The organism is Scytonema sp. PRP1, assembly GCF_036697665.2.
In the GTDB taxonomy this organism is placed as follows: domain Bacteria; phylum Cyanobacteriota; class Cyanobacteriia; order Cyanobacteriales; family Nostocaceae; genus Kalymmatonema; species Kalymmatonema gypsitolerans.
Map to the genome: position 1 here is coordinate 14694 of NZ_JBAHYJ020000012.1, position 12283 is coordinate 26976.

Sequence of the window (12283 nt, forward strand, 5' to 3'; positions counted from 1 at the left end):
AGACTTTGCCCAAGCTCAGCGGTGGATGGCTTTAGCACATACGCGACCTAGTGAGGCAGCTCGTGAACTGGCATTCGCATTCTCGCAATTAGATGAGAAGGATAGACCGGAAGTCATGCGAATGGCTTCATTGGTAGAAACAATAGCAGAACCGCTGAGCGAATTGGAAGAATTTAAGTCGCTATTGATATATGCTCGTGGTATGGCGAGCTTTGCCTATGGTAATCAAGAGGAGGCAAAGGCTCAATTCAGAAAATTGCAAGGAAAAGGAACCCATCGCGCGAAGGACAAGGGATTTCCACAAACTTTACAATTAGAAGTTCCAAATCTGTTATCTACCCAACCATTGGGTAGTGACAACCGTATCAAGCAACCTTTGAAGTCCAGAATTTTGTCGATGCTTATCAATTTTCATCAGTTGAAGTCAAGCAAACAGCTTTTAGAATTGATGGTGTATTTCTTCCTACACAAGAAGGTGATAACCCGCTTTACTTTGTGGAAGTTCAGTTTCAAACAGACGCGGAAATTTACGCTCGACTGTTTGCAGAAATCTTTTTATACCTACGGCAAAATCAACCACAAAATGACTGGCGTGCTGCTGTGTTATATCCCACTAGGAGTATAGATACAGCAGATATTAAACATTATCGTGAATTCTTTTCCAGTCAGCGTGTTAGCCGTATCTACCTTGATGAATTAGGTGAGGCTGTATCGTCACCTATTTCCATTGCAACTGTCAAGTTAGTGATTGAGAATGAAGATACAGCAATTGAGAAAGCAAGGGAGTTGATAGATAGAACTCAACAGGAGATAAGTTCACAACAGCAACAGCAGCAATTACTACAATTGATAGAGACGATTTTAATTTACAAGTTTCCGACAATGAGTCGAGAGGAGATAGAAGCAATGTTTGGATTGAGTGAATTAAAGCAAACACGCGTTTATCAAGAAGCGTTTGAGGAAGGTAAGCAAGAAGGAGTAGAAGAAGGTGTCCGTAGGGAAAAGTTCAGAACAGTACCTCTGTTGTTAAGATTAGGGTTGACTGTCGAACAAGTGGCACGGGAGTTAGAATTGACTGTAGAAGAAGTGCAAGAGGCAACGCAACAGCAATCTTCCAATCAATAAGTCGAGAGAAGATAGAGATAATGTTTAGCTTGAATGAATTAAAGCAAACACGGTTTTATCGGGAAGCGTTTGAGGAAGGTGTCCGTCGGGAAAAATTCAGAACAGTACCTCTGTTGTTAAGATTGGGGTTGACTGTGGAACAAGTGGCACGGGAGTTAGAATTGACTGTAGAAGAAGTGGAGCAAGCAGCGCAGCAACAATCTTCTTCGTGACAAACAAGATCCCCGACTTCTTAGAGAAGTCGGGGTTCTGAAGGGTAGTTAATTTTCATGAAACGATTTGAAACTCGCTATTTTTTAGCTTTTTTTCATCCAAGCTTTTTCTTTAAAACTGGTATTTGTCCATGTGCAATATTTTCCATTTGAATAGCAACTATACCTTCATCAAAAGCTCTTTGAAAAATATCTTTATTGTCTAAATTGTTATACCCTAGACCATCATAAAACCCCTGAGCAAATACAATCGCCGCTTGGTCTTGAATTGGTTGGTTCATCCCAATTGTATAGTTAATATATTGGCTAATTGCCTTTGCAGGTTTTTCTGAATAACAGGCATTTAGCAGTACACAGTTCACAGATTCAGCGTACAATTTAAACAATGCAGCCAACCCTTCTGGTGATACAGGTTTGTGGTTTCCTGCATCATCCTCTAACACCAAGCTACCATCTTCCATGCCATGACCGCAGAAATGAACAATTTGGGGATGTACTTCTGCTATAGCCCTGCGAATATCTTGAGAACGTACAGCAGTTCTGGCATCAATTTCAAAGAAATCTCGTCTTGTTGCCCGTTCGATCGCTGCTCTAATTTCCCGCATCTCTTTGTCTAAACGTAAATTATGCGGTTGCGGAATTGCTGCCAAAATCAATATTTTTTGCTGTATTTTTTTAGGATCAGACTTTGTTGGGAGTGGTGCAGGTTGCAGCTTATTTTCAATTTCAGATAACTTATCATCATATTGCTTAAGCATACACTCTTCTTCTTGAATCTGCTTTTCATATTGAAACTTACGTGATGGATCAGTTTCAGTAATCAAAGCTTCTCGTATCCTTTCGACTTTCTCACTTTGGAGTTTATACAATTGCTCAAGCGAGTTTCTTTTTTGTTCTAATCGACGCCGTTGCTCTTCTGTTACCATGTTAAATATTTATAAAAACAAGATTTTTTACGCGAATCGTGTGATAAAAGCAAAGCTGTTTTATCGAAAACTGGTGCTAACTACATGATTCCATAAGTTCATAGCGAAAACTTGAACGAAGACTCTGTGTACCTTTGCGTTTACCTCAGCGCTCCTCTGCGTTTAAAAACGTTACGAATTAATGAAATGCTGTACTAGTCGTTTTTAGGCTGGACAAGCAAATTGAAGAAGCTGATGCTGAACGTGACAAAGTCGCTCAGGAACTTGACGAACTAGAGCAAAAATTAAAACAGGAAAATTAGTTACGTATCGGCTGGCGTCCATTCCCAAGCCTTGATGGATGTACGTTGGCTGATAGGGGAACGCAGAGCGGTTGCCGTGCTATAAAATACTTGAGTTACTTAATCTTTCCACAAAGCAATGCCACCCAATAAACCAGTAATATTGGGAATAATCTTGACATTTGACGGCAGTTCGATATGAACTCTCACTGCTTCACCGCCGCCGATATACAGGTAATCGTAATTGAACAGATGTTCCAGAGATGCGATCGCCTTTTGTAAGCGCCTGTTCCATTTCTTCTCACCCACCTTTTCCAAGGTTGCACGTCCTAGCTGTTCTTCGTAAGTCTCCCCTTTACGAAATTCATGATGCCCCATTTCCAAATTCGGCACCAGTTTACCATCTACAAACAAAGCGGAACCAAAACCTGTACCCAGCGTAATCACCAATTCTACGCCTTTACCAGAAATTGACCCCAAACCCTGCATATCGGCATCATTTATCACCCGCACAGGGTTGTTTAAACGCTTTGACAATGTTGTTGCCAAATCAAACCCGATCCATTCTGGATCTAAGTTCGCGGCTGTTTCTGTGACACCCGCGCGCACCACACCCGGAAAACCTACCGAAACACGATGAAACTCACCTTGAGTCGCTGCTAGCCCTACAATTGCATCAATCACAGCCTGCGGTTTTGGAGGTTGCGGTGTCTCTGTTCGCGCCCGTTCAGTCAAAGGTTTTCCTGTAATATCCAAAACCAATACTTTGACACCACTACCACCAATGTCAACTGATAGGGTGCGGATAGCTCCATTTTTTTCAACCATTGGGTTTTCTCTCGTCAGTATGTGCTAATTGGTTGATATTTTCTAATGTATCTAGGAAATATCCGGTTATGGTTAGGCTTTTTGCGTATTATACAATATATACTCAGGCAGATTTTGTATTTTAAATAGCTTAAAGAAGTTCAACACTTAGTCATTTCCCAGACAAGCTTTGCGGGATCTGTAGTCAGTTAAGAAATATCAAAATTGAGGACTAACGCTCTGACTACTGGTTCATCGCATTAATTATGATGGTTGTATAAGTTCGTAGTGAGGACTTTAGTCCTAGACTGTTTGTGAGCGAAGACAGCACTCATTACGAAGCCTTTAAAAATGCGATAGACCTTACTTTTCACTTCTGAATAGGAAAACCTCTCTCCTTGTAGGAGAGAGGAACCTTGATTTTTTCCCCAACCCTTGTAGGTCAGGGGGCTAGGGGGTTAGGTTTTTCGTGGATTTTCCATATGGCGTGAAAAGTCAGATGCGATAGACCACTACAAACCACACTTAGCTTAGATTTGTTCGATAATGTCAGTGCTTAGTTGCGTTCCAGTTTCCGCGTCAGTAACTATTATGATTTCGGACTTACGGAACTTAGCAGGATTGCCGTTTTTCTGTGGGACTTCTAATCCTTCGGGTGCGTCAATTTCTGATACCCACACCAACCTGTTCGGATGAATTTGCAAGTTTTCAATAATATCGCCACCGCGCTGTTTCTTATTTTGCAGGTATTGAGAATACTTCATCAACTTAGTTTGCTTTAAATTCAAACCTTTTTTGAGTTGTCCTACAGCGTTTTCTTTCTTGGTAAGTTGAGATTCAGATTTGGTGCTGTTGTCAGGATACAAATAGTTAGTAGCTGGGGCTTTACCTCCAGAGTATGTTTCAATTTCACCCGGTACATTCAACTCTTCAGGACGTGGGTTTTCTTTTGCTTGCTGTGCTAATAGAAAACCACCAGGAATAGATAAAGCTGCTACAAAGGCGATCACAATTGCTGTTTTATTCATAAATTTTGAAAGATTTGTATTACCAACTACTGATTGTAGAAACCTATACCATTGTTCCCATTTTGCAGAGGGAACCATTGCGAATACCATCCACGATTGTTGTTATCTATATTGACTGCTGTACCACCAAAAATCTGAAATCCCGTAGCGTTGGTTGGATATGTCCAAATATTTGATGCTCCAGTGCCATTGGTAAAAGAGTGCTGGTTGTCTTGAGATTCAATACCGATAGTTGTATTTACTGCACTGTTGTAGTTATTAGCTCCAGCAATTGTAATGCAGTAAGCGCCTACATTATCTACGTAGCTACACCATTTGTTATTTTCCGACAAAACCCGCTCTAACTTATACCTGTGACTACCCGTTGGATTTGCGCTGCCAATACGACCTTCGTAATACCATCTATTTCTACTAGAATCAAACCTTTGGTAGGTGAAATAATGCCCTGCCCAGTATGATTGTTCATTTAGTTGTGGATTTGGCAAAGCAATAGAAGTTGCAGTTAAACCTTTTCCGCCACCTAGTTCTACCCATTCAAATGCAGCAGGATTTGATGGCTGAGGAGGAAAATTTAACCACATCGTCTTATTTAAAGGATATGGTGTTACGGATGAGCTTTGAAGATGGTCTACAGATCCACTTGAAGTAAAAGCTGCTCCATAAACATTTTGCGTTATTCGTCTTTGGGTATATTCGGGTGCTGTTGGAACTGCTAAAGCTGGTAGCAAATGCGTCAGAGCCAGCATTGAACCTGCGATTAACGCTTTGGACAAACATTTCATAAATTGACAAAGATTATAATGATACGTTGATTAGCTTGAAACCAAAACAAACATCAGCTTCTTTGTCTTATGGTTCCCATTTGGCTATTGCTGATACTGTTGGCGAAATATTACTTAACATTTGACTGATGAAACGGCGCGTGTAGCGGTTGCAGCGTTCCCCAAAGGTAATCTCTATACGCGTCTGTGTGACGAACTTGGGATTTTTTATGAGGATGAAAACTTTGCATCATTAATCACATGAAACACTAGAAAATCTGGCTTTGGTTCTCATGGCTTTTGTAAAATCAGCAAGGTGTGATCCAAACCTTGGTAAATATATGCACAGCTTTATCCCCCCAAAACGCTTTTTTCCTTACCTCACTTGGACTGACATCCAAGCAATGCCAAACAAGGAAAATGTGGTAATTATCCAACCAGTGGGAGCAATTGAACAACATGGTCCCCATTTACCGTTAATTGTGGATGCTGCAATTGGTGTGGCGGTTCTGGGAAAAGCTTTGGAAAAGCTAGACTCCAGCATTCCAGCATATGCCCTGCCAAATCTCTATTACGGTAAATCAAACGAACACTGGCACTTTCCTGGTACGATAACTCTAAGCGCCGAAACTCTCATCGCAACTCTCATGGAAGTTGCAGAAAGTGTGTACCGTGCTGGGTTTAGAAAACTGGTGTTGATGAACTCCCACGGCGGACAACCCCAAGTCATAGAGATTGTGGCGCGGGATTTGCATATCAAGTACAGCGACTTCTTAGTGTTTCCCCTCTTCACCTGGCGAGTGCCGCATATTACCTGGGAATTACTGACGCCCAAGGAAAAACAATTAGGTATCCATGCAGGCGATGCTGAAACTAGCATTATGCTGGCGATTTTACCGGAACAAGTGAAGATGGATGCCGCTGTTGCTGAGTATCCCCCAGAACAGCCAGAAGGAAGTTTGCTGAGTATCGAGGGAAAGTTGTCCTTTGGATGGGCGACACGGGATTTAAGCAAAAGTGGAGTGGTAGGAGATCCCACAGTTGCAACAAAGGAAAAGGGCGATCGCATTCTCGAATCTGTGTCTGACGGTTGGGTACAAGTTATAAAAGATGTGTATGCTTTTCAAAAGCCACAACCTGAATAAGCTGGAAAACATTTCTTGTAGGATGTGTTAGGCGCAAGCCGTAACGCATCATATAACTATTACCAATTTTATGAGCGCGAATCGGTTCGTTCCCGCTATCGTTTTCTCATATTGATGAATTTTTGTAAAGAAATCGGAAATTCTGCGTAAAACTCATGAACCGAAACGGAGAAGTAAGTAGATGTCGCGATACCAATTACAGCACTCCCCGCACTGTCAAATGATTGGGCGGGGTTTTTCTTATCACTCAGTTCATGAAATTTTGTAAGAAGAACTCAGCTTGGGCAGAACACAGTTGGCTCCTCACAGATGGAATCCGTGGGATTCAAGCTAACAATCCTATAATTTGCATAGCATATTTAAATGAAATTCTTGTGGGGTGGGCATCCTGCCCGCCCAAATTGTGCTTTCTTAAAGGCACAATAGCTTAAGCGAGGAAATTAGATAAGCGTTGTGAGCTAGAATAGTTTAACGATAAATCTATGGCACGACGCCAAAGAAACACAGAACGCCACAGCTTAAGCCCTGACCAATAACCCACGACCCACATCATTAGCTATAATTTGCTAGTCTAAAAATAGTAGCAACATTGCTGGTGGCATCGCACAGTGGCAATGCATCAAAACAGAACTTTTTATTGAAAAAAATAAAAGAAACAGAATTATGGCGGCTTTTGAGACTAGAGTGACAAGGACTTACAGCCAAGAAGATATACAGCAAATTCTCCATCTGGCGATCGCCCGTCAAGCTGACGACAAAGACAAAGAATTTTCCTACGAGCAATTGCTAGAAATTGCCGCAGAATTGGAAATTTCCCCAGAGACACTCAAACAAGCCGAACGAGACTGGCTGGAACAACTGGGAGAAATACAACAACGGCAAGCTTTTAACGCTCATCGTCAAGGTAGGTTCAAGAAGCGTTTTGGCAATTATGCAATTGTTAATGCCTTTTTGCTGTCCCTAGATCTACTCAGTGGGGGCGGTCTTTCCTGGTCACTATATATTTTACTTTGCTGTGGCTTGGCAGCCGGTCTTGATGGTTGGAATACTTTTCAAACTAAAGGCGAAGAATACGAACTTGCTTTCCACAGGTGGCGTCGCCAGCATCAGGTGAAAAAATTCTTCAACACAGTTGTGAATAAATGGCTCAAGGCGTGGCAGATTTAGCTCGTTCCGACAGAAGCCCCGCACTGTACCTGTACTCAATGCACTTCTAATGCAATAGTCGATCAATTTCCTGATACGTTTGAGATAACCGCTCAGCCAATAAAGAATTAATTGCTTCTTGAAAAGCGATCGCCGCTTGGGGTGCTTCTCGCTGCATCTGACTGAGTGCCTTACTTGAGAGGCAGTATACGGTACTGGAAACATCTGCTTTAGCTGACATTGGATGAGGTTGTTTTAGAAACATATCCATTTCTCCAACCAAGCTGCCCGATCCGATCGTCTGCACTCTCAAGTCTTGGTGGCTGTCTCGTGTTAGCAAAATTGAGACTTGTCCTGATATCATGTTCGGCTAATTAGTTATGATTTCCACGTTGACTGCACCCCACACGCCAGTCGCCTAGGTCGGGAAACCCTCCTGCAGCGCTGGCTCCCCTTTATCCCCTCCCCGCATGCGGGGAACTCGGGGTCCCCTCTGGGGATTAGGGGCAGGGAGCCTAAGCGCAGATGATTGCGGGGTGGGGTTCTTTAGGAATGATAAGTAATCAACCGAACCTGATATGACTCGATTATGAACAGGGAGTCAGCCTGCTCACCTTGACGAAATAAGAATTGCCCTGCTTCCACATCTATTTGTCCAAAAACTTCAAAATTTGTTCTTCCTCTTCAGCAGTGATGGCATATTCTCGTTTGAGGGTTTGTAGAAATTCTTTATTCCTAGGAGTATTCTCAAGCGATAAATCTTCAATGGAATCGAGCGATCGTCTACCCCCCACTACATCGAGCAAATCCGCTCCTAGCCCTCTAGCCGGACGACGTTGCCACAGGTTTAGCGTTGTTTCTAGAATCTCACGATAGCTTTCGAGTCGTAACCAGTCTTCGTGGCTACGCTGTTTGTTGGGATCAAGTAAATCTGGATTCTCAATGCCCAAATCGACCAAAACTTTGTGATGCTCGTCGTCGCTAATGGCAAGTTCACGGCGCAGATGTTGAAGCACTTCTAAACTGCTGACATTGACATATCCTTGCTCAATGGAGTCTTGCAGAACTTGTTTGTAGGCGTGTAGGCGCTTCTCCTTCGTAAAATCAGGTAGAACCTTTGCCAACACATAAATCTCCTCTGCATTAAGGTCGTCTAGCGATCGCCCTTCTAGAAAGCGAGATACGTCCAGTTTCAGGTGACTCAACTGCTTCCGCAAACGATGGGCAAGGCTTTCGTGGGAATATCGGTTGGAACTTCGTTCCCAGGTACGAGCCAGCCACAGCGTGCTGACAATGGCAAGACCAATTGTATAAAGGTATTGGATGGGAACGGGCAGCAACAGAATGAAGGGACGTCCGCCGAATATGAAAAAGAAATTGAAGACCACAAAGGTGCAGAGAGTAAACATTCGATGCCGCACCTGTTCCTGGCTGAGAAATTGCTGCCGACGTAATAAATATGCTTTGTAGTGTTTCTCTAACTTCCGTCCTAACCAGTAGCCCACAATTGTAAAAGCACCCAACGTTAGAGGCACGGCTAGCAGCTTGGGAATTGCGATCGCCTGACCAAACAAATAAAATCCGGGGCTGAACAATGTGGCGAGTTGATTGTTCTGGTATGCCCAAGCCCCTGAGAAGTAGTAATTCCAGTTGCCTGCATACAGGTAGTAGTAGGTAAAGTAACCAATGACAAGCCCCACATAGCCATAGTAAAGTTGCTGTTGTTCAGGAGTGGTAATGCGTTGCCAATAAGCGCGTTCAGCATCAATATCAATACAGGGACTTTGACAAGCCACACAAGCGCTCTGCTCTTTTCCATCTTGGGTGACGCTGCGGCACATGGATTGCGTGATCATCTGGCGATCATTTTCATGGGCTGTGCTGGTGAGTAATCCCCGTGGTTCAGCATAAATGCTTTGAACGGGAGCCATTGGGCAGAAATATTGACACCAAGATTTGCCACCATAAAGATAGCCTACCAGGATTGCAGCTAGAATGATCGAAATCAAACATATCGCGAGTGCGAGCCGATTTGCATTAATAAAGAGAATGCGGCTGCACAGCCCCAAGTACAATAATCCGAATTGTAAGTAGAGATGATAGCGAGCTAACCAGGACTGCTTCGGGATTTTGGCTAATTCATAGCGAACTTTGCCCGTTTTTGGATCGCTGCGTCGCTGTTGTCGCTGCCGTCCCAACGCGCGAGGAATTTGAGAGAAAAAGGACAAGGGACAAATCCGTCGCCAGAGTTCATGCCCAAATATCAGCAGAATGGCGATCGCCAGGGGAATAATCGCTCCCCAAAAGATGGGTGCTCCTAAAGCATAAGGGGTTTTCTCTAAACACTCGCCCTGCACCATCACACAATCATCTGAGTGAATCTGGAGCAGTCCCAGATGGTTGGGATCGGTGAGCCAGGGAGAAATGGGGTCATAGAACAGCGATGCGATGAGCAATAACCAAGCCAGCGCCATTGACCATCTGACTCGGTGCATTAGCTTTTCGGACGTGTTAGCAAACATGGTTCAAAGCCGTGTTTAAGGAAGTGCTTGGGCTGGAATTCCAGCCTCATTGCCGTGCTTGCAGAAAAATCAACGCAATCAGTAAAGTCAGCTCATCACCTGATTGGCGATCTGCTGAATCACTTGAGTTAGGGGATGATTAACATACTGCAAACAAAAGATATCGCTACTGGCAAGTTGCATCATTTCGTCACAATTGGGCAGAACGCCTGCCACGGGCACTTCGTATTTCGCTTCAACTTGCCGCCGGATTTCCTGGGCATCTGAGTTTTGCAGCACTCGATTCACGACAATCAACATTTTAGGAACTCGCAGCTTACGCGCTAAATCAACAGTGACTACCGTTCCTTGAAAATCCTGGCGATCAGGACGCAATATTACCAGCAAAACATTGGAAATGGCAATAGATAGCAATGTTTCTTCATTCAAACCAGGATGAGTGTCTACAAAGACATAATCCAGGTTCAGATCCTTCACTAAGTCACGCAATCCGTTGCGGAGCAACCGCACATCATAGCCCTCTTTCAGCACGCGGGTGATATCTCCGGCTTCGCTGCTGGATGGAATCAGAAACACGCTACCGTTCGCCTGTTTCACTGCATCCGGACTGACATCATGCGCCGTTTGAGCGATCGCACAATTTCCCCAGAGATAATCATTCAGCGTATGGTTGAGTGGTTTCTCTGCCATGCCAAACAACACATGAATTCCAGGTGATTGAATATCTGTGTCAATGACAGCAACTCGATGACCCGCAGCCGCGATCGTGGTTGCTAAGTTAGCGGTTGTGTTGGATTTTCCTGTGCCACCTCGGAACGAATGAATGGAAACAATTTTTGCCATTTACCATCTTGGATCGATTTGATCGGTTTTATAGCAGATCTGTATATCCTATGCTTCCCTCTTTAAGAAGAGTTTAAGCCGGATCTCATCATATCGCAGATATGTAATAATTTGAGGCATGACAATCGAATCGATACTAAAGCTCTTCATGCAAGCGTAAACTATCTGCCTCCTCTAGTAGCTGTTGAAAGTAGTCTGTTTCAGTAATGGCAGCCACTTCACGCGCTCGCCTTGTTTGATCGATTTCAGTTTTCAGTTCCTGCAACTGTTGCTTGAGAGCAGCTTCTTCTTGTTTACGCTTCGTCACATCAACGCAGCTGCCTTCATAGTAAAGCAAACGCCCTTGAGCATCGCGCACAGATCTTGCCCACTGTGACACCCAAAATAAACTGCCGTCTTGTCGATATGCCTGATATTCAAAATCTTTGATTTCATCCTGTTCTGCCATCAGGCGCTTGAAGGTATCGCGATCGCCCTGGTTTGCATAAATTTGCTGCGATAAATCGGCGATTTGCTGCGTCATGGCTTCAGGGGACTCATAGCCAAACATGGCTGCCATCGCGGGATTGACCTCAATGTATTGCCCATCGGGACTCGAGCGAAAAATGCCCTCAACCGCATGTTCAAAAATGCCGCGATACTTGGCTTCCGCTAGACGCAGGGCTTCTTCAGCTTGCTTGCGAGCATCAATGTCATAAAGGGCAATTAGCAGGGTATTTGCGCCTTGAAACCGAAAGGGACGCAACGAGAGCAATCCCCAAAACAGGGTTCCATCCGCTCGTCGAAATTGCACTTCTCCTTGAAATTGTCCCTTACTTGTCAGTTCAGATATAGCTTGCTGGCGATCGCTCACATTCATGTAAAACTCAGATGCTTGGCACTTTAGCAAAGCTTGAGCCGAAAGCCCTAATAGCGCTCCCATTTGCTCATTGACATACAAAAATTGGCTACTGGTAAGCTCAGTAATTGCCAGCCCTACAGGAGTTGCTTCCGTAATCAATTGAAACTGTTCCTCTCGTTGCCGTCGCTCTTCCTGTGCCTGGTGTTTCAACTCCAGAGCGAGGGAATCAGAATGCTCAGTAGTCGCTTCTAACAGAATTTTTAGATCGCCTTTTTGCCGTTGCAAATCGCTTAAGAGTTGATCGCCGTGTTCTGTGGCGGCTTGCAGTAAAATCTCTAAATCGTTCTTTTCCCTCTGTAAAGTCTCTAGTCTATGGCTCATCTGGGCGATCGCCAAATTCAGTTGCTCAACCTCACCAAACAACTGTTGTCTGCGGTTCACTTGAGCCGTAAGGGATTCAATTTCTCCTTCAGGCAAAAAGTCTTGATTCATATTATTGAACAATACTAAGCTGTTGCGTTTATAAAATGCATTTTTTTAACTTTAAAGAAAACCGTCAAATCCTTTCGCTCACTCTCGCCTTCCCTTACTCTCTCACTCTCAATTGTGCAACTTGTAGGCGTAACAGCTTACATCAATAAGGCAT

Annotated in this window: 11 protein-coding genes and 1 pseudogene; 4 read left to right on the plus strand and 8 right to left on the minus strand. The window is 43.8% G+C overall.

The features are described from left to right. Positions 1-399: 399 nt before the first annotated feature. Positions 400-1125: pseudogene (locus V5G28_RS01300) on the plus strand (Rpn family recombination-promoting nuclease/putative transposase); the annotation flags it as partial. A gap of 20 nt (positions 1126-1145) precedes the next feature. Further along, positions 1146-1337 (plus strand): hypothetical protein, encoded by a 192-nt coding sequence (locus V5G28_RS01305; RefSeq protein ID WP_332992289.1) that lies wholly within the window; start codon positions 1146-1148, stop codon positions 1335-1337. 95 nt (positions 1338-1432) lie between these two features. Here the strand turns inward: V5G28_RS01305 and V5G28_RS01310 are convergent, their stop codons facing one another. The 4 genes from V5G28_RS01310 to V5G28_RS01325 all read right to left on the minus strand — a co-directional run bounded on the left by V5G28_RS01310 (position 1433) and on the right by V5G28_RS01325 (position 5125). After that, the gene (locus tag V5G28_RS01310) at positions 1433-2263 is read right to left on the minus strand and encodes a CHAT domain-containing protein (protein WP_332992291.1); all 831 of its coding nucleotides are present in this window, start codon (positions 2261-2263) and stop codon (positions 1433-1435) included. Between the two features lie 401 nt (positions 2264-2664). Next, positions 2665-3372 (minus strand): ROK family protein, encoded by a 708-nt coding sequence (locus tag V5G28_RS01315; protein WP_332992293.1) that lies wholly within the window; start codon positions 3370-3372, stop codon positions 2665-2667. A 509-nt stretch (positions 3373-3881) separates the two neighbouring features. Further along, positions 3882-4379, minus strand: coding sequence for a hypothetical protein (locus V5G28_RS01320; RefSeq protein WP_096563901.1), 498 nt, complete (start codon positions 4377-4379; stop codon positions 3882-3884). Between the two features lie 26 nt (positions 4380-4405). Next, the gene (locus V5G28_RS01325; RefSeq protein WP_332992295.1) at positions 4406-5125 is read right to left on the minus strand and encodes a hypothetical protein; all 720 of its coding nucleotides are present in this window, start codon (positions 5123-5125) and stop codon (positions 4406-4408) included. Positions 5126-5481: 356 nt separating this feature from the next. Between V5G28_RS01325 and V5G28_RS01330 the strand changes: the two genes are divergently transcribed. Continuing rightward, positions 5482-6285: a creatininase family protein gene (locus tag V5G28_RS01330; RefSeq protein ID WP_332992297.1), complete on the plus strand. Its 804-nt coding sequence runs from the start codon at positions 5482-5484 to the stop codon at positions 6283-6285. Between the two features lie 663 nt (positions 6286-6948). After that, positions 6949-7452, plus strand: a complete 504-nt coding sequence (locus tag V5G28_RS01335; RefSeq protein WP_332992301.1) for a 2TM domain-containing protein — start codon at positions 6949-6951, stop codon at positions 7450-7452. Positions 7453-7498: 46 nt separating this feature from the next. Here V5G28_RS01335 and V5G28_RS01340 read toward each other — a convergent pair whose 3' ends face one another. The 4 genes from V5G28_RS01340 to V5G28_RS01355 all read right to left on the minus strand — a co-directional run bounded on the left by V5G28_RS01340 (position 7499) and on the right by V5G28_RS01355 (position 12129). Continuing rightward, a complete protein-coding gene (locus V5G28_RS01340; protein ID WP_332992303.1) occupies positions 7499-7795 on the minus strand; it encodes a cyclic nucleotide-binding domain-containing protein in 297 nt (98 codons plus the stop codon). Positions 7796-8078: 283 nt separating this feature from the next. Then, positions 8079-9953, minus strand: a complete 1875-nt coding sequence (locus tag V5G28_RS01345) for a 4Fe-4S binding protein (protein ID WP_332992305.1) — start codon at positions 9951-9953, stop codon at positions 8079-8081. Positions 9954-10040: 87 nt separating this feature from the next. Next, on the minus strand, positions 10041-10796 hold the full coding sequence (locus tag V5G28_RS01350) for a MinD/ParA family ATP-binding protein (protein ID WP_332992307.1): 756 nt from the start codon (positions 10794-10796) through the stop codon (positions 10041-10043). A 136-nt stretch (positions 10797-10932) separates the two neighbouring features. Continuing rightward, a complete protein-coding gene (locus tag V5G28_RS01355) occupies positions 10933-12129 on the minus strand; it encodes a PAS domain-containing protein (RefSeq protein ID WP_332992309.1) in 1197 nt (398 codons plus the stop codon). Positions 12130-12283 lie beyond the last annotated feature (154 nt).

What these genes read in the sequence shown, in the direction of transcription:
- V5G28_RS01315 (WP_332992293.1), bottom strand. Translation starts at nt 3,372, where the DNA reads ATGGTTGAAAAAAATGGAGCTATCCGCACCCTATCAGTTGACATTGGT.
- V5G28_RS01320 (WP_096563901.1), bottom strand. Translation starts at nt 4,379, where the DNA reads ATGAATAAAACAGCAATTGTGATCGCCTTTGTAGCAGCTTTATCTATT.
- V5G28_RS01335 (WP_332992301.1), top strand. Translation starts at nt 6,949, where the DNA reads ATGGCGGCTTTTGAGACTAGAGTGACAAGGACTTACAGCCAAGAAGAT.
- V5G28_RS01350 (WP_332992307.1), bottom strand. Translation starts at nt 10,796, where the DNA reads ATGGCAAAAATTGTTTCCATTCATTCGTTCCGAGGTGGCACAGGAAAA.
- V5G28_RS01355 (WP_332992309.1), bottom strand. Translation starts at nt 12,129, where the DNA reads ATGAATCAAGACTTTTTGCCTGAAGGAGAAATTGAATCCCTTACGGCT.
- V5G28_RS01310 (WP_332992291.1), bottom strand. Translation starts at nt 2,263, where the DNA reads ATGGTAACAGAAGAGCAACGGCGTCGATTAGAACAAAAAAGAAACTCG.
- V5G28_RS01325 (WP_332992295.1), bottom strand. Translation starts at nt 5,125, where the DNA reads ATGCTGGCTCTGACGCATTTGCTACCAGCTTTAGCAGTTCCAACAGCA.
- V5G28_RS01305 (WP_332992289.1), top strand. Translation starts at nt 1,146, where the DNA reads ATGTTTAGCTTGAATGAATTAAAGCAAACACGGTTTTATCGGGAAGCG.
- V5G28_RS01340 (WP_332992303.1), bottom strand. Translation starts at nt 7,795, where the DNA reads ATGATATCAGGACAAGTCTCAATTTTGCTAACACGAGACAGCCACCAA.
- V5G28_RS01330 (WP_332992297.1), top strand. Translation starts at nt 5,482, where the DNA reads ATGCACAGCTTTATCCCCCCAAAACGCTTTTTTCCTTACCTCACTTGG.
- V5G28_RS01345 (WP_332992305.1), bottom strand. Translation starts at nt 9,953, where the DNA reads ATGTTTGCTAACACGTCCGAAAAGCTAATGCACCGAGTCAGATGGTCA.